We start from the raw sequence: 23,636 nt of genomic DNA, 5'->3' as shown, positions 1-23,636 counted from the left end.
TTTTAGTTTGCAGGCACGTTAAGCGTGAAGGTTGTGCCTTCACCTACTTGGCTGCTTACTTTGATACTACCACCAATTGATTCCATGTAGCTACGGGCATCATATGCGCCAATCCCCATACCGGCATTTCCTTTCGTCGTATCAAAGGGTTTAAACAATCGATTTTGAATAAAGTCTTCAGTCATGCCTTCACCATCATCAACAATTTCGACCAGTTGACTATGACTCGATTCATCATGATGTAATCGCACCAAGACATGCCCGTCATCGGGCGTCGCTTGTTGCGCATTGCTAATCAAATGGTAAACAACATTGGCGAATTTCTCTGCATCCACTATGACATGTGTTTCGTTATCCACATGTAACTCAGGCATTGGAGAAAGTGTCGCACAACGTTGCGTTATTACGTCTCTAATAATTGTAGATAATGCGAAACTACCTTGCTTTACGTGGGTATGCTGTTGTTTATCCGTCAATTGGGCCAGCATTTTATCCATGCGAGACTTAGTATGCTCTAAGGTTTCAAACGTATCATCAATAAACTCGGGGTTATGTTTATGCTGCTGAGCATTCGCTAAGATGAGGTCAATTTGAGCCAAAACATTCTTAAGATCGTGCACCACGAACGCTGACATGCGAGAAAATGCTGCAAACTGTGCATTTTCGGCGATTTGGCTGGCCGCTTCATGGTTGTATATAAAGTTGCTCGTTTGTGCAGTTACAGCATTGAGGTAATCCCTCAATTCCCAATTGAGCTGTATATGACTATCCTTAGATGCTCGCAAGACGACCATTCCCCAGAGCGATTCTCGTTCAAATAATGGTACGACTATCAATTTGTCTAATTCGTTGAGCTCTTCTTTATCAAACTTAAGCCCCTCGTACAGATACGGTTTAACGCGATATTCTTCGCTATCAAATATCCAACTTATAGACGAAAAAAAAGATACAAATTTAGCGGCTATTTCTTCGGAAAACCCATTTTCGCCATGTTGCTCAGCCACTACGAGTAAACGCCCACCATGCTGTAACTTTAAAATCGCGCCTTGTTTGTACTTAATCGCGCCAAGGTAACCGCGTAATGCCGTCTTATAAACCTCAGATAACTGAGTACATTGAGTGGTCAATGCCGCAGTTAACTTCACCCATTCCTGGCGATAATCAAACTGGTTGGCAAAGAAATTTTTGGTAATGAAAACCTTAACTTTTGTGCGAAAACTGTGTGACAAAAATACCGTTGCCAACAACGCAATCGACAGTGCGATAAAGACGACTTGAATAGTCGCGCCCCATTGGCCGCCAATGAATTTAACCGCGTACCCGATTGTTGCCATGATCAACAGGTATCCACCCGCGACCAATAACAACGAGCTGTGCAAAACCACTTCACGGGAAATAAAAATATCAATTCCCCAATGCTTTATTCGGCGTGTAGCAACAATAATAAGTGGAGCAAGGATCACGTATATATAACCGCGAGCAGCAATATAGAGGGGCTCAACCTGAGCTACCATTGTGGCATTAGCATAGGTTACAAACTCGAATAGATTGATGACTCCTAGATAGAGCACCAGCGGCTTAAAAGCCCATTGATGCTCACCCGCTTGTCGATACACTTGTTCGAGTAAAATGAGTACTTCCAACGCGATGATGGTTTGCAGCAAGAACCGCCACGTCATCGACAGCACACCAAACTCAGGCAATACGATTGCGGCGGTCGGTAGCGCTAAGATTGCCCACGTCACTGGGCGAGATAAGACACTCCATAAAGAAGTGAAATTGTTACGTAAGAAAGCCGCCAGAAAGAGCAGCCAAATCCACTGTTTACCGCTATCGATAAACAACAATCTATCGAGGGTGAGATCACCCCCGACAATCGGTAAATGGGCAGCGGACCACAAGACAGTGGCCAAGGTCGACAAGATCAGAAGGTACTTTGCAAGGCCCGCTTTTCGCACGGTAAAAAGCAGCAGAAGTAAAAGAAAATACCCCAGGCCGGCGACACTGTACCCAATAGTTGCTATCACAGTTTTCTAATCACCAAGCTACCAATAGAATATCCGGCACCAAAACTACACAGTACGCCAACATCTCCACTGACTAAATCTTCATGATTTAATGCAAACGCAATCACCGAGCCCGCTGATGCCGTATTAGCATAGGTATCAAGAACAATCGGCGCCTCATCGGCATCCGGTAAACGCCCTAGTAACTTTTTACTGATAAGCGTGTTCATGTTGATATTGGCCTGATGCAACCACCAACGGCGCACATCATTTACGGCTAAACCACAGGCGTTCAAATGTTCCGCGATATGCTCAGCGGCTAGCGGACAAACTTCTTTAAATACCTTACGGCCTTCTTGATGAAACAGCTTATCGGGGCCGTATGGATCAACATCGGTTGCATGTGTCATATAGCCAAAGTTAGAGCGAATATTATTGGAAAAAGACGTGAAAGCTTTGGTACCTAGCACCTCATAACAGTGCTTACCCTTGGCTGAGGACTGACGTTCAATAATAGTCGCCGTAGCGACATCACCAAATATAAAATGACTGTCTCGGTCCGTATAATTAATTTGTGGTGACACTAGCTCAGGATTAATCACAAGTACCCGAGATGCCGTCCCTGCTTTAATCATTTCGTACGCGCGATGCAAACCAAATGTTGCCGCGGAACATGCTACCAGCATGTCAAATCCAAACCCGGAAATATTTAACGCTTGTTGCACTTCTATAGCTATGGCTGGATATGCGCGTTGTGTATAAGCACAGCTAACGATAACCGCGTCTATATCCGCCCCCTCAAGGTTTGCCGCATTTAAAGCAATCTGCGCTGCAGCTACAGCTATTTCAGCTTGTTGGCTAAGCTCATCGTCGCTTCGTTCAGGGATCAAGGGGCGCATTCGGTTAATGTCTAAAACGCCTTCTTTGCAATAGATATAGCGGCTTTTAATGCCCGATGCTTTCTCAACAAACTCAGCACTACTATGAGGCTTAGCGGCAATATCGCCTTTTTCGATTGCATCTGCATTTTCAGCATTAAACTTATCTGCGTATGCGTTATAACAATTAATTAGTTCTTCATTGCTGATACTGTGAGGTGGCGTCCATACGCCAACACCACTAATGACTACTGAGTCGGTCATAAAAATTCTCTACTTAGGTTATTGGCTACTGCCAACATCTTATTGTGAATAGAATACCCTGACTAACTCAGATTGTCATGAAACAAAAACGGCGCCGTAAAGGCGCCGTTTATTCGTAAAGATTTGTTTAGTTTGGCGTAATTTCCCAAACACTAACCGTTCCGCTCACCTCATTACCCGAGATAAGTAAAGGGTTACCGGTTGCGCTATCTTCAGCCGCAACAAAAACTAAACTCTCTGGAGCCAAGTCACCAATCACATCAGCCGCAGTCAGACCTTCAGTCAAATCGCGGTTAATTACGTACTCGGCAAATTGAACATCGTACGGGTTAGTTACGTCATACACCATAATACCGCCCATACGCTCTAATCCAATAAAGGCGTAGGTTCTGTTACCAATAGTACCAACCGTCAACGCTTCAGGCTCTGGTCCTTTATTTTCAGAGCGTGAATCACTCTCGTTAACGTCATTATCGTTGTTAAACTGAGCGCCGTGTACTGAGGCTGTAATACGCTCAAACTCATCACCTGAGTCATAAGTCACTAAACCATTTTGATCCCAAACCGTAAATGAACGGGCACCATAGGTGTAAGCCATTGAAAATTCGCCATCGTCATCTGCATCGCCAATTTCAGCACTTACCCGTAAGTCATCAATAGCCCCTGACATTTGCAGCATTTCCAACTTAGAGCCCGCCTCAGCGGTTAAATCCTTTAATTTGATTTCGTCGGTGTATGACAAACACCCATCATCTTCATCAAACGCTACTCCACCGGCGGCTAGACAGGTTGCTTCATCAGCAGCTTCGAAGAAATACTCTCTCGCATCACCCTCGTTAGCCGTAATCAGGAAATCTGCGCCTTTCCATTGGTATGTTGCAATGGTGTCAGGCATGTACACACCGTATAAACCATCATATTGGCCAAAGCTAACGGCGCCGTCTTCATTTCCATCAAAATACAGCTCTGCCCAATCTTTGAAGCCTAGGCCAATAATCTGAACTGATAGATCTTCAAGATCAACAATCGCTAAGCCATTATTTTCTTGCAGGGTTACAAACACCTGTTCATTAGTTGCGGCAATGGCTTCTGGTTCTAAATCTTGCGCCACAGTAGTGGTGATCGCATTGCCATTAATCGTTTGACCTGAAGGATTCGGGAACACCATTCCTTGCGCTTCAAGAGCTGCTTGATCGCCATTAAATTGAGTAAACGAAATGGTTTCTGCCGTTTCTCTTGGCTCATTGTTGGCCAAGATGTCAATGACAGAAATACTCCCTTCTGGATCATTGCTATAGTCACCGTTTGGCTCACCTTCATTCGCCACGATAACTTTGCCACCATTCGGCGTAAACTTAACCATATCCGGCAAGTTACCCACTTCAACAGCATCCAATAAAACAGGGGCTGATTCATCTAAACCGTTGTAGAACAGGACATAACCGTTGTCTGCTTGCGTAGCACCCGCTACCGCAACGGCCATCAAATCTCCGTGAACAGCAAGACTATTGACGCCGCCCAATGCCACACCCTCAAATTCGGTAGGCAATGTAATCGTCGTTGGGGTTAAGTTGACTAGGTTGATTGGATCAGACAATGCAGTAGAGGTTAAGCCGCTAGCATCGATAATCGAAATAGTCCCTGTTGCGCTATTGGTCGCATAAATGGTTTGCGTTGCTTTGTGATACTCAACAATTTCAGCAGACCCACTGCCTGACAAACTAGCACGACCGACAACAGAAAGAGTGATACCTAAAGAGGCATCAGATCCATCTTGACCGTCAGACCCGTCTTGTCCATCTTGGCCGTCTTGCCCGTCCTGACCAGGTTCACCTTGCGGCCCCTGTAATCCCTGTTCCCCCTGAACACCGTCGTCACCGTCTAATCCACATCCTGTAAGCGTTGCTGAAACAAAAAACGCCAGAAGTCCGTATTTAAATACATGTCGAGCCGCCATCTGCCTTCCTTTTTAGTAGTCGTTATTGTCAAACAATAGGTTATTATTGCTTATCATGCTAAATACTGTCAGTTAAGTCCACACCATTTGTGAATTAACCGCAGAGGTAGGGGACATTACTGCTCGACTATGACACTTACATGACAGCAGAGGCACAAGCCTCGGCTTCTACGGCAACTAACTCGACTTTGTCTGCAACGCGCACGATGACACAGTCACCTAACAATGCAGACTGACGCTGACTTAATACGGTAACGGAGTCTCCATCAACAGCCGTAAGCTGATACTCATATCCTGTGTTATCACCTTCAGCCAAAGCGGTTAAGAACCCAAGTAACATTCCCCCCCACAATGCTCCTCTCAGTGCATGATGAGAATCGATATGCGCACCCGATATTGCACCATGAACAGCGCCAAACGCTATATTTTCGTCAACATTAGAATCAAACTCGACCTCTTCAACACGATCCACCCATGCGTAAAATTCAACGATAAATTGATCGGCTTGGGCACGATGATAACGACCTGAGTGAACACACCCAGTTAAGGCTAAAATAGAACACACACATAAAGTTAGGGTTAGTTTGCGCATGGCATAAATTCCATTTGAAGATGACCCTGATAAGTATGTTCCCCATTAACTGAATGCTTGCTTAACAGAATGTTGTTTATTCTTCTATCATGGTGTTCATTGAAAGACGTTGTATACTTTTATCCATCATGTATTTACGGACAGAACACGCTATGCGTCATACCTTTACTCTTTTTATTTCCATGATTTTCTTAAGCAGCTGTGCAACATCGCCCACTGGGCGGAATCAAATGCTTCTGTATTCTGACAGTCAACTGTCCGAAATGGGCGCTCAAGCATTTAGCGGAATGAAAGATTCCGTGAAAGTATCGCAACAGCCTATTGAAAACCGTTATGTGCAATGCGTGGCGAATCACATCACGGCACAAGTGAGCAAGGACGTGTTTAGTGGGCAATGGGAGGTTGTTGTGTTTGATGATGAGCAAGTCAATGCTTTTGCGCTCCCGGGAGGCAAAATCGGCGTGTATACAGGCTTACTTAAAGTCGCAACGAACCAACATCAACTGGCCGCGGTTATTGGACATGAAGTCGGACACGTGATTGCACATCATGGTAATGAGCGCATGTCACAAAGCACACTAATTAACATTGGCGCTCAGGCTGTATCTCAAATAATGGCTGCCAATGAAGTGTCTAATTCAGGGCCCATAATGGCAGCTATTGGTTTAGGTGTTCAGGTCGGCATTCAACTCCCATTTAGCCGTACCCACGAGTCAGAAGCTGACGAAATTGGGTTAAGCCTTATGGCCAAAGCAGGATTTCAACCGGCAGAAGCTATTGAGTTGTGGAAAAACATGGAAAAAGCCAGTGGTGGTCAACGGCAGCCAGAATTGCTGTCAACTCACCCGGCACCACAAACCCGAATTGCTGACTTAACCGCCCTACTACCTAACGCACAAGCGATTCATAAAACTAGCTCTACTCGCCCAACATGTGACTAGCTCTACAACAATACGACAGAATCAAAAAAGCCGCTTTTAAGCGGCTTTTTTTACATGACTCGACTTCATTCGTCATTTTTGTGCACATGCACATCCATTTGAGGGAACGGAATTGAAATACCTTCCTTATCAAAACGTAATTTGACCGCTTCAGTGAAATCAAACAGCACTGGCCAATAATCTGCGCTTTTAACCCATGGACGCACAACAAAGTTAACGCTGCTATCACCTAATTCGGATACAGCCACTTTAGGTGCTGGGTCGTCAAGGATCCGCTCGTCTTCTTTAACCATTGCTTCTAGCACTTGCTTAGCTTTTAACAAGTCATCACCATAGCCAATGCCAAATACCATATCGACACGACGTGTTTCTTTAGCCGAGAAGTTAGTAATATTGCCACTGTATATCGCACCGTTAGGAACAATGATTTCTTTGTTATCTGGCGTGGTCATAACCGTAGTAAAAATACCAATTGCTTTTACCGTACCCATAGTGCCACCCGCCTCAACAAAATCTCCCGATTTAAACGGCTTAAACACTAATAGCATTACGCCCGCAGCAAAGTTTTGCAGTGAGCCTTGCAATGACAAACCAATGGCAAGACCGGCAGCACCGAGAATTGCAACCAATGAGGTTGTATCAACGCCAAGTTGATCTAACGCCGCGACAATAACAAACAGCATCAATACTGCATTTAAAATCGAGGCTAAAAACGCCACTAGCATCTGGTCGTAGTTAGACTTTGCCATAAGCTTGTTGAACAACGACATTAACAAACTAACGACGATTTTACCGACCACATAAATTAAAACGGCAAACACAATATTTATGCCCCATGGGATCACATAGGTGTTAACCAAATTTTCAATATCTTCCGCAGAATACATATATTTTCCTTGTTGATGGGTTGCTCACTGAATCGAATTAAAAAATAGCAACAATTTTGTATAAATGACAACGAATAATTCAGCCCACTTAATATCTGAATTGGCAAACGTTAGACATATTTTCATCAAATTAACACCGTACTGTCACAATTCATTCATTTATCTAGAAAAATCTGTCACCAATAGGAGACACAACGCTTTCAGCGCAATTTATTTTCCAAAATAACTGGCATTTTCTGAGAATTTGACTATATTTCACGCACGCTTAAAACCTGCTCAGAAGAACAGGTCGCGACTTCTAATTAATGTTTTTAAAGGAATTGAAAATGTTATTACTATCGATATTGTTTACTGCAGTTAGCTTACTCTTTATTTATGCGTTGATGAGAGATACGGGCGTGAATACACCTCATGCCAGAGGAACCGGTACCCCACAAGATACAAATAAAGTCATTCAACCGGCGAAAAGCATTACAGAGAAGGATGCTCAGGCAGTTATGTAAGCGTAAAGTGCTGCAAAAGATTTTTACAGGCGCGTTAGCGCCTTTTTCTTGTCTTGCGATGCATTCAACACAAAAGCCGTGATATTCTGATAATACCATTCGTTAACAACCTTAATTATGCGTATCTCCCGTTTTTTTGTTGATGACACTCTTGCCGCCGAAACGACGATAACGTTACCCGCGGAAACGTCCCACTACATGGCTAATGTCCTGCGCTTGTCCACGGACACGCCGGTAGTCTTGTTTAATGGTGATGGGCATGAGTATAGTGGCGTAATCAGTGTAATTAACAAGCGAAATACGCAAGTCAGTATCGACGCTAAATTAGCGCTAGACCCTCAATCGCCATTGCGGCTTCACCTTGGACAAGGTGTCAGTAAAGGTGAACGCATGGACATGGCGCTGCAGAAAGCGACAGAGCTTGGTGTTACCGAAATAACGCCAATTATCACTGAACGATGTGCGGTTAAGCTAAACGAAGAGCGCTGGCAAAAGAAGCTGGCGCAGTGGCGTAAAATAATTCAATCCGCCTGTGAACAGTGTGGTCGAAACACATTACCCACCTTGCATACACCGGTTCAATTTCAAGACTGGCTAAAAGCAACAACGGAACAAACTAGATTGTTATTTGATCCTACCGCGACTCAAAGAATTGGACAGATGGATTACAACACCCAAGGCTATCGATTGTTGGTTGGTCCCGAAGGCGGTCTTTCTGAACAAGAAACCTATACGGCAATTCAAGCTGGATATAAAGCACTCAGCATGGGGCCTCGAATTCTACGTACCGAAACAGCCGCCATTGCATCAATTGCAGTATTACAAGCTAACTTTGGAGACCTTTAAAAAAGGGCTCCCCGATCTCAGGCGACAAAACTTTGACACCTATTCGATTTGTGGTTAATTTGAGCAATATACCCACGCATTCTTTGTCCACGGTAGAAACGCAGTAAACACATGCCATTTGAGTCTCTCAAAAGCGCTAGTAAGGATCAGTTAGCAAGTTTAGAAAGCAGGAACGCTATTGAGCAAGGTCGAGCGAAAGCTCTTGATCTATTGATAGAGGGTGCCTCTTTAGAAGACGTCGCACGGCCTATGCTAGAGGGGATTGAATCTGCGCATAAAGGTGCTCGCTGCGTTATAATGCTGCTCAATGATGACAAGTTCACGTTATCACCTCTCGTCGCTCCTAGCTTTGAAGAAGCGTTTGTTAGTGCACTCATCAACTTTCCAGTCGGTACCAATAGTGGATGCTGTGGCTCGGCAGTATTTCATCAATCACCGGTTTACTTGAGTGAAATAACGGCAAAGCAAAATTGGCATGGCATATCATCATTGGTGCAAGACGCTGATATTCGTTCCTGCTGGTCTCACCCTTTGATTTCGCCTAACGGTGAAGTGTACGGCACCTTAGCCATCTATTTATCGACGAGTGCCTCACCGACAGACACTGACATTGAAATGTTAGATTACGAAGCCAAAGTGTTTAGTATGATCATCGAGCGCTCTCATATGATTTCAGCGCTCAAACGGTCTCACGCTGAATTAGAAAAACGTGTAGAAGAAAGAACAAAAGAATTAAGTGAAGCCAACACACTGTTAAGTAAAGCACTGGATCAACGTAATGAAGTGCGCATGCAGTTACTTGAAATGGAAAATATGGCAGCCCTTGGCACTATGATGTCGAGCCTCACACATGAAATTAACACGCCGATTGGTGTCGCGATAACCGCTTCGACTTATCTGCGAGCCATGCAACAAAAATCAAAAGTATTGTTCGACAACAATGAATTGAAACGCTCTGATTTGCTTTCTTTTTACAACGAATGTGATGAAGCGGCTCACATTATCGAGAGAAACTTGTCGCGAACAAGTGAATTGATCACAACGTTTAAGCAGCTTTCCATTGATCAGCACTCGCAAGAGCCACGCAAAGTCAACCTAACCGACTACATAGATGAAATTTTACTCTCACTCAAGCCTCGTTTAAAACGCTTTGGCCACTTATTCTGCATCGATGTTGATCCCGATATGAATATCAAAACAAACCCTGGAGCACTCAGCCAAATCCTGATCAATATGATCATGAACTCAGCAAACCATGCGTTTGAGCCAGAGGAGCGTGGCAGGATACTAATCAAAGCCAGAATTGAAGGTATACAGTCTGATAATCCTCATTTGATTTTGGACTATAAAGATAATGGTAAAGGCATGTCAGAGCACACCGTCGAAAACATTTATAAGCCGTTTTTTACCAATGCTCGCAATAACGGCGGAACAGGACTAGGCATGCATATTTGCTATAATCTCGTGGTCGATGTACTGCGGGGCACATTGGATTGCCAATCTGAGCTTGGCAAAGGTACTTTATTTCGTCTGCGCGTGCCCCTGAGCCTATAATAGCCTATCCTTTTGTCTCTCAGCTCTTGAAATAGCGATACATAACGCCACTTAATACAATAGACGTTTTTATAAGGATTAGCATGGGCATCAAGTTAGCCATCGTGATGGATCCCATCATGAACATTAATATTAAGAAAGACACGAGCTTCGCAATGCTGTTAGAAGCGCAGCGCCGTGGGTATGAGTTGTATTATATCGAAATGGCCGACTTGTATATTGACAGCGGCCAACCGTTTGCAAGTTGTCAAAAATTGCGTGCCAAGGAAGACGCGACTGGCTGGTTCGAGCTAGATGAGCGAAATGACGTCCCATTACATAATTTTGATGTTGTGTTGATGCGCAAAGATCCCCCAGTTGACGGTGAGTTCATCTATGCGACACACATTCTCGAATTGGCTGAAAGGCAAGGGTCGCTGATAGTAAACAAACCGCAGAGCTTACGTGATTTTAACGAAAAGCTATTCACAACATGGTTTGCCGAATTTACGCCGCCTACCCTTGTAACGGCTAGCAAGAACCGAATTAAAGCGTTTCATGCTGAGCATCAAGATATTATTTGTAAACCGCTCGACGGCATGGGTGGGACGTCTATATTTAGAGTGTCACCTGATGGCACAAACTTAGGCGTTATCGCAGAAACATTGACCGATAATGGTCAACGTTACGCTATGTTCCAACGCTATCTGCCTGAGATAAAGGATGGTGATAAACGGGTGTTGATTGTTGATGGCGAAGTTATTCCCTATTGCTTAGCGCGTTTACCAACTGGCAACGAAACACGCGGGAATTTGGCGGCAGGCGGCACGGGGCGCCCACAACCCATCAGTGAAAGTGACCAAGCACTGGCTGAAGCAATCGCCCCTACGTTGGTTGAAAGAGGTTTGCTGTTTGTCGGTCTTGATGTGATTGGTGACCGAATTACCGAAATCAACGTGACCAGCCCAACCTGTGTGCGTGAAATTGAAGCTGCATACGACATCAATATTTGCGCTAAGCTGTTTGATGCCATTGAAAAAAGGATATCCTGTTAATCTATGACTAACCCGGTTTCGTTTGAAAATCACTTTTTAATCGCCATGCCTTCTCTGGAAGATCGGTATTTTTCTCGTTCGCTTACCTATATCTGCGAGCATAATGAACAAGGCGCGATGGGGTTAGTCATTAATCAACCCACAACCATGAATTTAAAAGCGTTGCTAGAACAAACCGATCCCGAAGTCGTCGTTGATGACGAACATGCTGAAAAGATAATCTTAGCCGGCGGTCCAGTGTCACAAGATAGAGGTTTTATTCTGCACACCACCCAACCAGGCTGGTCATCAAGCCTCCAGCTTACGCCAGAAATTATGGTAACAACGTCCAAAGATATACTACCGGCATTAGCCAATGACAGTGGGCCTGAAAAATCGCTAGTCACGCTTGGTTATGCGGGATGGTCTGCGGGTCAACTAGAGCAAGAAATTCAGGAAAACAGTTGGTTAACGGTAGAGGCTGATATGGACATCCTGTTTAACACGCCCATCCACAGACGCTGGCAAGCGGCGGTCAATAAGTTAGGTATAGACATCTGGCAATTAGCACCAAATGTGGGGCACGCGTGATGTCAATGGGCACACTGTTGTGTTTCGATTATGGCCTCAAAAGTATCGGTGTCGCCGTAGGACAATCAATAACGGCCACGGCTTCTCCTTTAAACGCATTGTCAGCCAGAGATGGAGTGCCAGACTGGAATCAAGTAGAAGCATTGATCAATGAATGGCAGCCATCCTCTTGTATAGTCGGCATGCCGCTCAATATGGACGGCACAGAACAGCCCATATCAGAGCGTGCGCGTACTTTTGCCAACCGCCTTAATGGTCGTTTTAAGATTAACGTTGAATTATGGGATGAACGCCTAACGACGGTAGACGCCAAAGCCGAATTGTTTGCTCTCGGCGGTTTTAAAAAGCTCGATAAAGGAAAAATAGACAGTGTTTCTGCCTGTATTATTTTACAGAGCTACTTTGACAATAACGCCTAGCCTAGGCGAATAGGTTTCCGACAGTCTAGCCAGTATAAACGCTCTGCCCGAGCCAAACGGCGTTCGTGCATCACAGAAAACATTACTCATGCCTTGTTTCCTCTGGAGAATGCTGGCACTGCCAGCACACATCAAAACTGGCGGCATTGACTTCACCGCAGTGTGAGCATGACCAATCTTCCACTTGTGAATCATCACTCACGTCCTGCTTAAAGCCCTCTATTAGCGCTTTAGCTCTTTTCTCCCACAAGGGGTCAGACAGCCACACTTCAGGCTGCGAATCAAACGGTGATACCTCGCCTATCGCACCTGAGACAAATTCATTTTTGATGAAGCATGGAATACCATGCTCCTCCAACAACGTTTTAACTCTGAATACCAAGAAACGGTCGAAATCCCGATAGATCCGCAATGCCATTAATCCATATCGATCGAAACGTTAGACAATGAGCCCAAACCTGAGCCTTCATCAGTATCCAACTTGATCATCAAGCGCAGATCATTTGGTGAATCAGCATGATGCAGTGCCTGATCAAGCGAGATTCGACCAGCTTTGTAGTGATCATACAACGCCATATCGAACGTCTGCATACCGGCTTCTTTACCTTTTTGCATGGCTTCTTTTAACGAGCCAATATTATTACGTTGGATCAAATCAGTTACTAATGGTGAGTTAAGCAAGATTTCAATTGCGGCGACGCGGCCTTTACCATCAATGGTGGGAACCAACTGTTGAGCAACAATCGCGCGAATGTTCAAACTTAAGTCAAAGCGAAGCTTGTCATGCAAGTCTTTGGGAGCCAAATGCATGATACGTTCTATGGCTTGGTTAGCGTTATTGGCGTGCAACGTCGCAACACACAAATGCCCGGTATCAGCAAACGACATGGCATATTCCATGGTTTCCATCGATCGTATTTCACCGATTAAGATAACATCAGGTGCCTGACGCAAAGACGACTTAAGCGCATCATCGAATGACAAGGTATCAATACCCACTTCTCGCTGAGTAACCACACACTGGTTGTGGTCGTGCACGAATTCTATCGGGTCTTCGATGGTTAAAATATGCCCCTTCGAATTAGCGTTTCTATGGCCAATAAGTGCCGCCAGAGACGTCGATTTACCAGTACCGGTTCCACCCACAAATAGCACCAAGCCACGCTTAGCCATAATGATATCTTTCAGTACCGTTGGTAATCCAAGGTCATCTGCCTGCGGGATTTGGGTAACAATGCGGCGGATAACCATACCGGCCAAATCTCGTTGCCAAAATGCACTGCAACGGAAACGCCCAATCCCCTCGCGAGCAATAGCAAAATTACATTCTTTACTATTTTCGAACTCTTCACGTTGCTTATCATTCATCGCCTGATGCACTAAATCGAGTGCATCATCATCAGTCAAAGCGTCATCCGCAAGCGGCGTTAACTGCCCGTTAATCTTGGCGCTCACTGGATAACCGACGGTAATAAACACATCGGAAGCCGATTCGCCGACCATTTGCTCTAAATAATCATCGAGTGAATGCATATTTTAGAATCCTGGTTTTGGTTGCTTATCAACAGACTTCGCTGCAGCATCTTGAGGTGTGATCACGCCCATACCAACCAATTTCTGTAAACATTGATCCATCGTCTGCATGCCATGCGCCTGCCCTGTTTGTATCACAGAATACATTTGCGGGACTTTATCTTCACGTATCAGGTTACGAATAGCCGGTATACCGATCATGATCTCATGTGCCGCTATACGCCCGCCGCCGACTTTCTTAAGCAGCGTTTGAGAAATTACTGCGCGCAAGGATTCTGACAACATTGAGCGGACCATCGATTTTTCCTCGGCTGGAAATACGTCAATAATACGGTCAATAGTTTTAGGCGCCGAGTTTGTATGCAATGTGCCAAATACCAAGTGGCCTGTTTCAGCCGCTGATATTGCGAGACGTATGGTTTCTAAGTCACGTAGCTCGCCCACCAGTATAACATCAGGGTCTTCACGCAATGCACTGCGCAGCGCGTTATTAAAACTGTGCGTATCGCGATGCACTTCACGTTGGTTAATAACGCTTAATTTATTGTCATGCACAAATTCGATAGGATCTTCGATGGTCAATATGTGCTCACGCTTATGTGTATTGATATGGTCAATCATGGCTGCCAAGGTCGTACTTTTACCACTACCGGTAGCCCCCGTTACCAAAACGATCCCCGTCGGTTGATTGATGATGTCTTTAAAAATAGCCGGCGCACCAAGGTCATCCAAAGTCAAAACTTTACTTGGAATGGTCCGCAATACAGCCGCGGCGCCACGGTTTTGCACGAACGCGTTTACCCTAAAGCGAGATAAATCTTTTACTTCGAACGAAAAGTCAGTTTCTAAGTTTTCTTCGTATTCTTTGCGCTGCATGTCATTCATGATTTCATAAATCAGTGCATGCACTTGCTTGTGATCCAGCTCGGGCACATTCAAGCGTCGCATCTCGCCATCCACTCGAATAATAGGTGGAAGTCCTGCGCTCAAATGTAAATCTGATGCGTTGTTTTTCACACTAAAGGCTAAAAGTTCGGTAATATCCAAGGCTTATGTCTCCGAAGAATTTAAACACGCTATGCAAACAATAGCAGATCGGCTGGAAAGCGCCCACAAACTGATCGCCCAAGCCACACATGATGCTCATCGTCCTGCAAATTCGGTCAAATTACTAGCCGTTAGTAAAACAAAACCGGTATCTGATTTACGACAAGCGTATGATGCCGGGCAACGATTGTTCGGTGAGAACTATGTTCAGGAAGGCATTGAAAAGATACAACAAATGCGTAGTTTCACAGATATTGAATGGCACTTTATCGGCCCATTGCAGTCCAATAAAACCAAAGCGGTAGCCGAGCACTTTGACTGGGTGCAAAGCATTGACCGACTGAAAATAGCACGACGGTTGTCAGAGCAACGACCTCACGACATGGCGCCGCTGAATGTGTGTATTCAAATCAATATTGACGATGAAGAAACCAAATCAGGTGTACTTGCTAGCGATGTCAAAGACTTTGCACAAGAAATAGCCGACTATGGTCAGCTACGGTTACGCGGCGTTATGGCGATACCCAGTGCGAGCAGCAGTGGCGCTCAACAAATCGCCAGTTTTCGCGCCATGCAAAATATATTCGATGACTTGAAAGCGACATATTCATCCATAGATACATTATCTATAGGTATGAGCAATGACGCATCTCTAGCCATTCAACACGGCAGCACTATGGTGAGGTTAGGTACCGCAATATTCGGCAGTCGACAGTAAAGCGCTGCCCAAATAAATAACGACACAGGAGTCCCATGCAGACACGAAATATAGGCTTTATTGGCGCTGGCAACATGAGCAGAAGCATCATTTCAGGATTGGTCGAATCTGGCTATTCCCCTTCCGCTATAGTCGCTAGCAACCGATCTATCGAAAAGTTAATGGCCTTACAAGAAGAGTTTGGCATTAATATCACAACGGATAATGACGCCGTTGTTGCCTATTCGGATGTAATCGTAATGTCTGTAAAACCACAGATCATGGCTACCGTTCTGGCCGATCTTGACCCTGCACAAGTCAGCGACGATAAAGTGTTTATGTCGATCGCAGCTGGCATCAAACTAGAACGCCTCGCGCAAATGCTGCCAGTGGCGAAAAAGTGGGTAAGGGCAATGCCGAATACGCCCAGCGCTGTAGGTGAAGGCTTAACAGGGTTAATCGCGAATGAGGCCATCAAGGAGCAGGAAAAGCAATTTTGCTCTGAGCTGATGGGTGCTGTAGGGGAAGTCGTTTGGGTTGAGCAAGAACCACAAATTGACGGCGTTATTGCGGCAGCGGGCAGTTCACCGGCTTATTTCTTTCTGTTTCTCGAAGCTATGCAAGCTGAAGCCGAAAAAATGGGCTTTAACCACCAACAGTCAAGACTGATGGTTCAGCAAGCCATGTTTGGTGCCGCTAAAATGGTCGTTGAAAACCCAGAAATCGAACTTTCAACCCTACGGGAAAATGTTACATCTAAAGGCGGCACTACAGCACAAGCTCTCGATACTTTTATACAAGGTGGTTTAAAAGAGCTTGTCAGTAAAGCCATGCAAGCGGCCGTAAAGCGTGCCGATGAAATGTCGAATGAATTTTAGTTAATGGACTCTTTATGAATGCAACTTACTTTTTAATTACAACGCTGTTCAACCTGTATCTCATGGTGGTTATTTTACGCTTGTGGTTACAATGGGTAAGAGCTGATTTCTACAATCCACTGAGTCAAGTGGTAGTTAAAGCCACACAGCCAGTGGTAGGCCCCTTGCGTCGCGTGATCCCCTCAATTGGACCATTTGATACCGCCACATTCGTATTTGCACTGCTAGTGTCAGTGGCTAAAATCACCACCATATCCTTGGTGTTCGGGGCTAATTTTGCCCCTATTGCGATCGTTATTGCGTCGTTTGTTGACGTGTTACGAGAAGCGCTTTCACTGGTGTTCTGGATACTCATCCTACGTGCCATACTCAGTTGGATCAGCCAAGGCAATAACCCCATTGAATATGTCACCATGCAACTTACCGAACCATTCTTAAGCCCAATCAGACGTGTCATTCCCCCCATGGGAGGATTGGACTTATCAGTACTGATTGCCATTATTGCGCTGCAATTTATTCGCATACTGTTGGGCGATATTTTTGGTGGTTTTTAGTTAGCGAACGGAGAATAAACGTTAATGATTAATTCGATGCGGATTTTTATAGCGGTTTTATGCTGCGCATTCAGTTTCTCAGCCATTGCCGAGCAAAAACAAACGCTTGGTAATTGGGATGTTCATTATATGGTAGTCGGCACAACCTTTTTAACACCCGAAATAGCCAAAGCAAACGGCATCATTCGCAGTAAGTTTAATGCACTGGTGAATATTTCCGTGCTTGATGCTGACTCTCAAAAAGCCTTGGAACCTTCGGTAACGGGAAACGCTAAGAACTTATTAGGCACTGTCAAACAGCTGTCATTTAAGCGGGTGCGAGAAGGCGACGCAGTTTATTACCTTGCGGTATTACCCTATCGCGACATGGAAACCTACCGCTTTGAAATAGATATTCAAGACGGCAACCGCACAGAAACCTTATCCTTTTCGCAAAAGCTATACGTTGACTAGCTAACACCAACGTTATACCCCTTGTTGTTCGCTCACTTTAATTTCGGTATTTACCATGTGGGCGAACTCTAACAACATATTGAAATCCTGCTGAGTTAATGCCCGAGGGTTAGGGTCAATTACGCACAGTGTCCCTAGCGGTTGACCACAGCTACTCCGAATAACCGCGCCAGCGTAAAATCGAATAAGTGGCCCAGCGACGACATTACCGGTTTCAGCAAAGCGTTCATCTTGGCGTGCATCAGGCACGTACAAATAATCATCTTCAGCGATAGCATGCGCACAAAATGACACCGAAAGGTCAGTTTCATCGTCGTCTAAACCATCTTTAGATTTAAACCATTGCCGGTCTTTATCCACCAGTGTGATGGTCGAGATAGCCACGTCAAAATACTGTTTTGCCATCCGCGTAATGGCATCAAAGCGCTCTTCTGGCTCTGAATCCAGTAATTGAGTGCGGTATAAAGCAGCTAGACGTTTGGTATCTTCAACATAAAGCAGCGGTGATTTCATAGGCTATATAACCGTTCGTTGAACGGTCCCGAATGTATTCAAAATTGATCAAACATTACCTGATTGCCATCAGGATCGACAAATACGCAGTGACAAGGACCGTTGTCTCCTTGCGTGGACTTGATCGGTTCAAATCCAGCGGACTGCATTGACGCCTCTATGGCTCTGGCATCGGCTGGGTTGAAGGTCAGAATGTTATCTTCAAACATGTCTTTAAATAGCCCGATAACGACTGCTCCCTGTTGTAAAATCAACCAGTTATCTTCAATCGAACCACAGCCCTCGAGCGCCTCAAAACCTAGCGCTTCATAAAACGCTTTTGATTTATGCATGTCTTTAACCGCTAAACTGACTGAAAATTGTCCAAGTTCCATGTGCCCTGCTCCGAAAAGTCATTTTTATAACCTTAGACCTTTTATCGACACGAGACAAATGACATGGAGGTAGCGGTTGTTTAGTTTAAGCTTAGGTTCGTTTAACCGTTTGCTCCAGAGGGCGCATAGAATCTTTTATCTTGGTTTTCTGTTCACTGGACACTCTGTCCACCAGTCTGGCTGGCTTCGCAAATAAGTAGCCTTGCAAATAATCAGCCCCCATACGTTGCAGTAATGCCCTCTCCTCCTCACGTTCAACCCCCTCAGCAATCACTTTTATACCGTTGTTACGCGCTATTTGAATAAGGTGCTCAACAATGGATTGTTTCAGTGGATCCGAGTCAATGTGTTGAACAAGCTCCATATCAATTTTCACGTAGTCAGGTCGAACATCTTTCAACATATTCAATCCTGACCAGCCAGAGCCGATATCATCTAACGCCACCCCAAAGCCAGCATGACGATAGAAGGCCAAAATCCCCTTCAAATGAGCCATATCGGTAACACGATGGGTTTCTGTAATTTCAAATACAATATCGCTAGGTTTATAACCGATTTCCGTAATGGCCGACGCAGTAGAACGCAAACAATATGCGGGGTCATAGACACTTGAAGGGTTAAAATTAATAAAAATTTTACCCGGCAATCCTGCTCGAGCAGCACATTCCACTGCCGAGCGTCTGGCGATCAAGTCGACGGAATACAACAATTCAGAAGAATGCGCCATAGAAAACACCAATGATGGAGGCATCATATTGGCGTTATCATCAAACACTCTGAACAAAGCCTCATGAGCGAATACAGTGGGATCTGCAATGGATGAATCCGCATATACGATAGGTTGGAACCAGCTTTCATAGTGTTTTTGCTCAATCGCATTCATTATCCAGCCGCTCTTATGGCGGTGAACAAACACATCAGCGGGCAGTACTCGCCCAAAGTCTCTGGGCTTCGGTATCTCACCTTTAGGTACGGTAATGATTTTACTTTTTGCTAAGGAGGGTGGCGCTAAGCAACCGGTGAGTTGAATAAGAAATTTTTCAATCTGCTCGCTGGACAGACAGGTTCGTAGGCAATGAGAAGACTCGGAATGAGTTGTGTAGCCGCAATCCCCACACATTTTTACAACTTTAGAATATGCATCCTCTGTTGGAAAAAATATCCAAAACTCTGTCTCGTCAAAATAATACTCTTCGATGTTTTCGCAATCCGGACACCACATAACAAAAACTCCCACAACGTTGTGGGAGTTTTTACTATGAAATGTCAGTTTCGGATCTAACCCAAAAAATATTGATTCACACTACTTCCTCAGTAGCAGCACTACTGTTTACGCGTAAACACCCAATCCGAGGAAGTGCTCAACGCGTCGTCATAGGCGTAACCATCAACATTAAAGTGCTTTAAATCTGCTGCATTGGTGATTTGGTTTTCTAGAATGTAGCGAGCCATCAGGCCACGCGCCTTCTTGGCAAAAAAGCTGATCACTTTGTACTGCCCATTTTTAAAGTCTTTAAATACTGGCGTTATGACCGGTACAGATAGTTGCTTGGACTTCACGGCTTTAAAATATTCATTCGAGGCAAGATTGATCAGCACCTCTGAATCAATATCAGCTAACTGCTTATTTATCTCATCGGTGATATCAGAACCCCAGAATTCATACAGGTTTTTACCTGCAGGCGTTTTTAATGCTGTCCCCATTTCTAATCGATAGGCTTGCATAAGATCCATGGGTCGTAGCACACCGTATAGCCCGGATAAAATACGCAAATGTTTTTGCCCAAAGGCTAGCGCTGACTCACTGAGCGTAGCTGCGTCTAGCCCCGTGTACACATCACCATTAAACGTAAATACTGCGGGTTTCGCATTCGACTTTGTGAAAGGAACGTCAAACGAGTTAAATCGCTCAGCATTGAGGATGGCGAGTTTATCACTGATTTTCATTAAAGACGCTAAATCTGCGGGAGACTGTTGTTTACATACTTTCACCAGATCTTGAGTGCGGCTCATCAATGACGGCTGAGTTTCCGGCAGTGAGTATGAGGTCGGGTCAAGATCAAGGTTTTTTGCGGGCGATAAAACTACAAGCATAATTTAACTACAACGTATTATTCGAAATTGAGGCGTATGCCTTAAACATTGTGGCAAGGATACTAAAAGCAAGGAGCAGATAAAAATTATATTAAATTCCACACGATGACTGGCACTCCCCTTCTGACAGTTATACCCTATGCGAAATTGAATTTATGGATACCTATATGACCGACCAATTGTCTTCTCTTCGTACTATGACCACAGTTGTTGCTGACACGGGTGATATTGAAGCGATCAAGAAATACCAGCCTGTAGATGCGACGACTAATCCATCACTTCTGTTGAAAGCGGCTGAACTACCACAATACGCCAGCCTTATCGATGAAGCTGTTGCGTATGCAAAGTCGTTAGGCGGCAGTGAAGCTGAACAAATTGACAACGCAAGCGATAAACTTGCCGTCAGCATAGGTCATCAAATCCAACAGATTATTCCAGGCCGAATTTCTACCGAAGTCGACGCTCGCTTGTCGTTTGATACACAGGCCACTATTGCCAAAGCAGAAAAACTTATAGCCTTGTATCAAGCAGCCGGTGTTGATAAGTCGCGCATCTTGATCAAAATCGCCTCAACCTGGGAAGGTATAAAAGCGGCTGAGCATCTAGAGAAACAAGGTATTAACTGCAACCTCACTTTACTGTTCAGTTTTGCCCAGGCACAGGCATGCGCTGAAGCCGGCGTTTTCCTGATCTCACCTTTCGTTGGCCGTATTCTGGATTGGTACAAAAAGAGCACAGGCAAAGACAGTTACGCCTCAGCAGAAGATCCAGGTGTCGTGTCCGTCACCAAGATTTACAATTACTACAAGCAGCACGGTTACAACACAGTAGTCATGGGCGCAAGCTTCAGAAATACCGGTGAAATAACCGAATTGGCTGGCTGTGACCGCCTGACTATTAGCCCGCAGCTATTAGAAGAGTTAGCCAACACTGGTGGTGAAGTTCAACAAAAACTAACACCTGCAACAGATGTCAGTGCTAAGCCTGAGCCACTCAGTGAAGCAGAATTCCGTTGGGCACATAATGAAGATGCGATGGCGACGGAAAAGTTAGCTGAAGGTATTCGCAACTTCGCAGCCGATCAGGAAAAGCTTGAACAATTGTTAAAGCAAAAGTTCTAATTTCACGATACTAACCATCTCTCCAAAAACACATGATACTCGCGGTTAGCAAACCGCGAGTATCCATGATTTTGCACTTTCTTCTGTTAGGCAATATTTCATGTTTAGCGCATTAAATTCTCACCTCTGAAGCGCTAAAGAGATCCGATCATTGACAACGCTGTCAATTTAACCTTTTTTTAACTGCACACTTCTTGCAGAATCCGATACCATATTACCTAATCGACTGTGTGAAATAAGGAACCGGCCATGACGAATACCAATGCATCCCCGCAATGGAAAGCATTAAATCAACTTGCGAACCAGATGGAAGGGCAGCACATGCGAGATTGGTTCAAAGATGATCCAACTCGCGCCCAACGTTTTACCGTCGAAGCATGTGGTCTTCACTTGGACTATTCGAAAAACCGCATTACGGACGAGGTACTATCTGGACTGCTTGATCTCGCGTCAGTTGCGCAAGTGGAGCAATCTAGAGATGCAATGTTTGCCGGTGAACAAATCAACACCACGGAAGGGCGTGCCGTTCTACACACAGCACTACGCAACTTTTCTGGCAACCCCGTCTACATTGACGGCGTTGATGTCATGCCTGAAGTACAGGACACATTGGCAAAAATAAAAGCCTTCACTGAGGCCGTACATTCAGGTCAACACACCGGATACACTGGACAAGCGATTAAGAGTATCGTTGCCATTGGGATCGGTGGGTCGTTTTTAGGCCCCAAGATTATGACCGAAGCGTTAAAACCACTTCAAACCGATAAGGTTGATGTGCATTTTGTTGCCAATGTCGACGGTTGCCACATACGCGATGTGCTGGCCAAGCTGGATCATACTGAGACCTTAGTGGTCATGTCCTCTAAGTCCTTTACCACCCAAGAAACGCTACAAAATACGCTAACAGCGAAGGAATGGTTTTTATCTTCTGGCGGCACACAGTCAGACATTGCAAAACATTTCGTCTGTGTATCGTCGAACGTAGCTGCGGCGGAATCGTTCGGTATAGCCCGTGAAAATATTTTTCCAATGTGGGATTGGGTCGGCGGCCGCTACAGTCTCTGGTCGGCTATAGGATTGCCCATTGCATTAGCTCTCGGCTATGAACACTTTGAGCAGTTACTCAAAGGTGCATTTGCGATGGACGAGCACTTCCAAACTGCACCATTGCAGAGCAATATGCCCGTAATTATGGCATTGCTTGGTGTGTGGTACCGCAATTTTCAAGGTGCTCAAAGCCATGTGCTACTGCCCTACTACCATTACCTACGCGGATTCCCTGCGTATGTACAGCAACTCGATATGGAAAGTAACGGAAAACAAGTGACGCAAAGTGGACAAGCTGTGACCTGCGCAACCGGACCCATTATTTGGGGCAGCGAAGGTACTAACGGCCAGCATTCTTTCCATCAATTGATTCACCAAAGTAACACACTTATTCCCGCTGACTTCATACTCCCCTTACGCGTACATGATAACCAGTCTGAGTCTGCCAAAACACACCATGCCATGTTGGCATCAAATTGCTTCGGTCAAACGCAAGCGCTAATGCAAGGCAAAAGTTATGACGAATGCCTCAGTGACTTGCAAGGCACTGACCTACCAGCATCGGAAAAAGGGCGCTTAGCGGCACACAAAACCATGCCCGGTAACAAACCAAGCAACATACTCAGGTTTGAGTCATTAGATGCTTTCACCCTTGGCGCGCTTGTTGCTTTGTATGAGCACAAGGTATTTGTCCAAGGCGTCATTTGGGAATTAAACTCTTTTGACCAATGGGGTGTAGAACTTGGCAAAGTTCTTGGTAATCAAGTACTTGATGGCATAAACGGTACGCGCAGTCTGGACCAATTCGATGCGTCTACCGCTGCTCAAATTGATGCATTTAAGGGTGCGCAAAGCACCATTTAAGTGCAGCCAA

25 protein-coding genes are annotated in these 23,636 nt (G+C 45.0%); 13 read left to right on the top strand and 12 right to left on the bottom strand.

Features of this window, described 5'->3' with window-relative positions; genetic code table 11:
• Nucleotides 1-2: 2 nt before the first annotated feature.
• The 4 genes from prsK to CSH93_RS09840 form a co-directional block, all read right to left on the bottom strand.
• The gene (prsK, locus tag CSH93_RS09855) at nucleotides 3-2,027 is read right to left on the bottom strand and encodes an XrtA/PEP-CTERM system histidine kinase PrsK (RefSeq protein ID WP_100643074.1); all 2,025 of its coding nucleotides are present in this window, start codon (nucleotides 2,025-2,027) and stop codon (nucleotides 3-5) included.
• Nucleotides 2,024-3,148, bottom strand: coding sequence for a beta-ketoacyl-ACP synthase III (locus CSH93_RS09850; RefSeq protein ID WP_100643073.1), 1,125 nt, complete (start codon nucleotides 3,146-3,148; stop codon nucleotides 2,024-2,026). Before CSH93_RS09850 ends, prsK begins: the two co-directional genes overlap by 4 nt.
• A gap of 127 nt (nucleotides 3,149-3,275) precedes the next feature.
• Entirely contained in the window at nucleotides 3,276-5,105 is a 1,830-nt protein-coding gene (locus CSH93_RS09845; protein WP_100643072.1) for a choice-of-anchor I family protein, read from the bottom strand.
• Nucleotides 5,106-5,241: 136 nt separating this feature from the next.
• The gene (locus CSH93_RS09840) at nucleotides 5,242-5,697 is read right to left on the bottom strand and encodes a hypothetical protein (RefSeq protein WP_100643071.1); all 456 of its coding nucleotides are present in this window, start codon (nucleotides 5,695-5,697) and stop codon (nucleotides 5,242-5,244) included.
• A gap of 152 nt (nucleotides 5,698-5,849) precedes the next feature.
• Here CSH93_RS09840 and CSH93_RS09835 point away from each other — a divergent pair, with 152 nt between their 5' ends.
• Nucleotides 5,850-6,638 (top strand): M48 family metallopeptidase, encoded by a 789-nt coding sequence (locus tag CSH93_RS09835; protein WP_100643070.1) that lies wholly within the window; start codon nucleotides 5,850-5,852, stop codon nucleotides 6,636-6,638.
• Between the two features lie 65 nt (nucleotides 6,639-6,703).
• On the opposite strand, the gene CSH93_RS09830 is transcribed toward CSH93_RS09835, so the two are convergent.
• The gene (locus tag CSH93_RS09830) at nucleotides 6,704-7,525 is read right to left on the bottom strand and encodes a mechanosensitive ion channel family protein (RefSeq protein ID WP_100643069.1); all 822 of its coding nucleotides are present in this window, start codon (nucleotides 7,523-7,525) and stop codon (nucleotides 6,704-6,706) included.
• A 326-nt stretch (nucleotides 7,526-7,851) separates the two neighbouring features.
• Here CSH93_RS09830 and CSH93_RS17925 point away from each other — a divergent pair, with 326 nt between their 5' ends.
• The 6 genes from CSH93_RS17925 (at nucleotide 7,852) to ruvX (ending at nucleotide 12,451) form a co-directional block, all read left to right on the top strand.
• Nucleotides 7,852-8,028: a hypothetical protein gene (locus tag CSH93_RS17925; RefSeq protein ID WP_164078340.1), complete on the top strand. Its 177-nt coding sequence runs from the start codon at nucleotides 7,852-7,854 to the stop codon at nucleotides 8,026-8,028.
• A 117-nt stretch (nucleotides 8,029-8,145) separates the two neighbouring features.
• On the top strand, nucleotides 8,146-8,874 hold the full coding sequence (locus CSH93_RS09825; RefSeq protein ID WP_100643068.1) for a 16S rRNA (uracil(1498)-N(3))-methyltransferase: 729 nt from the start codon (nucleotides 8,146-8,148) through the stop codon (nucleotides 8,872-8,874).
• 111 nt (nucleotides 8,875-8,985) lie between these two features.
• Nucleotides 8,986-10,428, top strand: a complete 1,443-nt coding sequence (locus tag CSH93_RS09820) for a GAF domain-containing sensor histidine kinase (RefSeq protein WP_100643067.1) — start codon at nucleotides 8,986-8,988, stop codon at nucleotides 10,426-10,428.
• A gap of 83 nt (nucleotides 10,429-10,511) precedes the next feature.
• Nucleotides 10,512-11,462, top strand: a complete 951-nt coding sequence (gene gshB / locus CSH93_RS09815; RefSeq protein WP_100643066.1) for a glutathione synthase — start codon at nucleotides 10,512-10,514, stop codon at nucleotides 11,460-11,462.
• 3 nt (nucleotides 11,463-11,465) lie between these two features.
• The gene (locus CSH93_RS09810) at nucleotides 11,466-12,032 is read left to right on the top strand and encodes a YqgE/AlgH family protein (RefSeq protein ID WP_100643065.1); all 567 of its coding nucleotides are present in this window, start codon (nucleotides 11,466-11,468) and stop codon (nucleotides 12,030-12,032) included.
• Nucleotides 12,032-12,451, top strand: a complete 420-nt coding sequence (gene ruvX / locus CSH93_RS09805) for a Holliday junction resolvase RuvX (RefSeq protein ID WP_100643064.1) — start codon at nucleotides 12,032-12,034, stop codon at nucleotides 12,449-12,451. The genes CSH93_RS09810 and ruvX overlap by 1 nt, the downstream gene beginning before the upstream one ends.
• Nucleotides 12,452-12,533: 82 nt before the next feature.
• On the opposite strand, the gene CSH93_RS09800 is transcribed toward ruvX, so the two are convergent.
• From CSH93_RS09800 to CSH93_RS09790, 3 genes are read right to left on the bottom strand one after another with little or no spacing between them, the layout of a single operon-like run.
• A complete protein-coding gene (locus CSH93_RS09800) occupies nucleotides 12,534-12,869 on the bottom strand; it encodes a putative signal transducing protein (protein WP_338063495.1) in 336 nt (111 codons plus the stop codon).
• A complete protein-coding gene (locus CSH93_RS09795) occupies nucleotides 12,869-13,984 on the bottom strand; it encodes a PilT/PilU family type 4a pilus ATPase (RefSeq protein WP_100643063.1) in 1,116 nt (371 codons plus the stop codon). The genes CSH93_RS09800 and CSH93_RS09795 overlap by 1 nt, the downstream gene beginning before the upstream one ends.
• A gap of 3 nt (nucleotides 13,985-13,987) precedes the next feature.
• Complete coding sequence (locus tag CSH93_RS09790) at nucleotides 13,988-15,031, bottom strand: type IV pilus twitching motility protein PilT (protein ID WP_100643062.1); 1,044 nt, start codon at nucleotides 15,029-15,031, stop codon at nucleotides 13,988-13,990.
• A gap of 31 nt (nucleotides 15,032-15,062) precedes the next feature.
• Between CSH93_RS09790 and CSH93_RS09785 the strand changes: the two genes are divergently transcribed.
• From CSH93_RS09785 to CSH93_RS09770, 4 genes are read left to right on the top strand one after another with little or no spacing between them, the layout of a single operon-like run.
• Nucleotides 15,063-15,749, top strand: coding sequence for a YggS family pyridoxal phosphate-dependent enzyme (locus CSH93_RS09785; protein WP_100643061.1), 687 nt, complete (start codon nucleotides 15,063-15,065; stop codon nucleotides 15,747-15,749).
• Nucleotides 15,750-15,784: 35 nt separating this feature from the next.
• Nucleotides 15,785-16,606, top strand: a complete 822-nt coding sequence (gene proC / locus CSH93_RS09780) for a pyrroline-5-carboxylate reductase (RefSeq protein ID WP_100643060.1) — start codon at nucleotides 15,785-15,787, stop codon at nucleotides 16,604-16,606.
• Between the two features lie 14 nt (nucleotides 16,607-16,620).
• Complete coding sequence (locus CSH93_RS09775; RefSeq protein WP_100643059.1) at nucleotides 16,621-17,160, top strand: YggT family protein; 540 nt, start codon at nucleotides 16,621-16,623, stop codon at nucleotides 17,158-17,160.
• Between the two features lie 24 nt (nucleotides 17,161-17,184).
• A complete protein-coding gene (locus CSH93_RS09770) occupies nucleotides 17,185-17,613 on the top strand; it encodes a DUF4426 domain-containing protein (RefSeq protein WP_100643058.1) in 429 nt (142 codons plus the stop codon).
• Nucleotides 17,614-17,625: 12 nt separating this feature from the next.
• Here the strand turns inward: CSH93_RS09770 and CSH93_RS09765 are convergent, their stop codons facing one another.
• The 4 genes from CSH93_RS09765 to yaaA form a co-directional block, all read right to left on the bottom strand.
• Nucleotides 17,626-18,126: a GAF domain-containing protein gene (locus tag CSH93_RS09765; protein WP_100643057.1), complete on the bottom strand. Its 501-nt coding sequence runs from the start codon at nucleotides 18,124-18,126 to the stop codon at nucleotides 17,626-17,628.
• A 38-nt stretch (nucleotides 18,127-18,164) separates the two neighbouring features.
• Nucleotides 18,165-18,500 (bottom strand): VOC family protein, encoded by a 336-nt coding sequence (locus CSH93_RS09760; RefSeq protein WP_100643056.1) that lies wholly within the window; start codon nucleotides 18,498-18,500, stop codon nucleotides 18,165-18,167.
• A gap of 91 nt (nucleotides 18,501-18,591) precedes the next feature.
• A complete protein-coding gene (locus CSH93_RS09755) occupies nucleotides 18,592-19,722 on the bottom strand; it encodes an EAL domain-containing protein (protein ID WP_100643055.1) in 1,131 nt (376 codons plus the stop codon).
• A gap of 101 nt (nucleotides 19,723-19,823) precedes the next feature.
• Nucleotides 19,824-20,594: a peroxide stress protein YaaA gene (gene yaaA, locus CSH93_RS09750; protein ID WP_100643054.1), complete on the bottom strand. Its 771-nt coding sequence runs from the start codon at nucleotides 20,592-20,594 to the stop codon at nucleotides 19,824-19,826.
• A 167-nt stretch (nucleotides 20,595-20,761) separates the two neighbouring features.
• Here yaaA and tal point away from each other — a divergent pair, with 167 nt between their 5' ends.
• Together tal and pgi are read left to right on the top strand one after the other, a co-directional pair.
• Nucleotides 20,762-21,715, top strand: coding sequence for a transaldolase (gene tal, locus CSH93_RS09745; protein WP_100643053.1), 954 nt, complete (start codon nucleotides 20,762-20,764; stop codon nucleotides 21,713-21,715).
• A gap of 249 nt (nucleotides 21,716-21,964) precedes the next feature.
• Complete coding sequence (gene pgi / locus CSH93_RS09740) at nucleotides 21,965-23,626, top strand: glucose-6-phosphate isomerase (protein WP_100643052.1); 1,662 nt, start codon at nucleotides 21,965-21,967, stop codon at nucleotides 23,624-23,626.
• The last annotated feature ends 10 nt before the right edge of the window (nucleotides 23,627-23,636 follow it).

Origin of the sequence: Neoalteromonas facilis (assembly GCF_002807665.1) — a bacterium.
Taxonomy (GTDB): Bacteria; Pseudomonadota; Gammaproteobacteria; order Enterobacterales; family Alteromonadaceae; genus Alteromonas_E; species Alteromonas_E facilis.
Note: the sequence above shows the minus strand (reverse complement) of the source record. Positions and strands in the feature narration are given on the sequence as shown.

Excerpts from the sequence above, each read along its gene's own strand:
- gshB (WP_100643066.1), top strand. The coding sequence starts at position 10,512 with ATGGGCATCAAGTTAGCCATCGTGATGGATCCCATCATGAACATTAAT.
- CSH93_RS09765 (WP_100643057.1), bottom strand. The coding sequence starts at position 18,126 with ATGAAATCACCGCTGCTTTATGTTGAAGATACCAAACGTCTAGCTGCT.
- CSH93_RS09820 (WP_100643067.1), top strand. The coding sequence starts at position 8,986 with ATGCCATTTGAGTCTCTCAAAAGCGCTAGTAAGGATCAGTTAGCAAGT.
- CSH93_RS09800 (WP_338063495.1), bottom strand. The coding sequence starts at position 12,869 with ATGGCATTGCGGATCTATCGGGATTTCGACCGTTTCTTGGTATTCAGA.
- CSH93_RS09775 (WP_100643059.1), top strand. The coding sequence starts at position 16,621 with ATGAATGCAACTTACTTTTTAATTACAACGCTGTTCAACCTGTATCTC.
- CSH93_RS09835 (WP_100643070.1), top strand. The coding sequence starts at position 5,850 with ATGCGTCATACCTTTACTCTTTTTATTTCCATGATTTTCTTAAGCAGC.
- CSH93_RS09760 (WP_100643056.1), bottom strand. The coding sequence starts at position 18,500 with ATGGAACTTGGACAATTTTCAGTCAGTTTAGCGGTTAAAGACATGCAT.
- CSH93_RS09755 (WP_100643055.1), bottom strand. The coding sequence starts at position 19,722 with ATGTGGTGTCCGGATTGCGAAAACATCGAAGAGTATTATTTTGACGAG.
- CSH93_RS09845 (WP_100643072.1), bottom strand. The coding sequence starts at position 5,105 with ATGGCGGCTCGACATGTATTTAAATACGGACTTCTGGCGTTTTTTGTT.
- CSH93_RS17925 (WP_164078340.1), top strand. The coding sequence starts at position 7,852 with ATGTTATTACTATCGATATTGTTTACTGCAGTTAGCTTACTCTTTATT.
- CSH93_RS09850 (WP_100643073.1), bottom strand. The coding sequence starts at position 3,148 with ATGACCGACTCAGTAGTCATTAGTGGTGTTGGCGTATGGACGCCACCT.
- ruvX (WP_100643064.1), top strand. The coding sequence starts at position 12,032 with ATGTCAATGGGCACACTGTTGTGTTTCGATTATGGCCTCAAAAGTATC.
- CSH93_RS09830 (WP_100643069.1), bottom strand. The coding sequence starts at position 7,525 with ATGTATTCTGCGGAAGATATTGAAAATTTGGTTAACACCTATGTGATC.
- proC (WP_100643060.1), top strand. The coding sequence starts at position 15,785 with ATGCAGACACGAAATATAGGCTTTATTGGCGCTGGCAACATGAGCAGA.
- CSH93_RS09795 (WP_100643063.1), bottom strand. The coding sequence starts at position 13,984 with ATGCATTCACTCGATGATTATTTAGAGCAAATGGTCGGCGAATCGGCT.
- pgi (WP_100643052.1), top strand. The coding sequence starts at position 21,965 with ATGACGAATACCAATGCATCCCCGCAATGGAAAGCATTAAATCAACTT.
- CSH93_RS09810 (WP_100643065.1), top strand. The coding sequence starts at position 11,466 with ATGACTAACCCGGTTTCGTTTGAAAATCACTTTTTAATCGCCATGCCT.
- CSH93_RS09825 (WP_100643068.1), top strand. The coding sequence starts at position 8,146 with ATGCGTATCTCCCGTTTTTTTGTTGATGACACTCTTGCCGCCGAAACG.
- yaaA (WP_100643054.1), bottom strand. The coding sequence starts at position 20,594 with ATGCTTGTAGTTTTATCGCCCGCAAAAAACCTTGATCTTGACCCGACC.
- CSH93_RS09770 (WP_100643058.1), top strand. The coding sequence starts at position 17,185 with ATGATTAATTCGATGCGGATTTTTATAGCGGTTTTATGCTGCGCATTC.
- CSH93_RS09785 (WP_100643061.1), top strand. The coding sequence starts at position 15,063 with ATGCAAACAATAGCAGATCGGCTGGAAAGCGCCCACAAACTGATCGCC.
- tal (WP_100643053.1), top strand. The coding sequence starts at position 20,762 with ATGACCGACCAATTGTCTTCTCTTCGTACTATGACCACAGTTGTTGCT.
- CSH93_RS09840 (WP_100643071.1), bottom strand. The coding sequence starts at position 5,697 with ATGCGCAAACTAACCCTAACTTTATGTGTGTGTTCTATTTTAGCCTTA.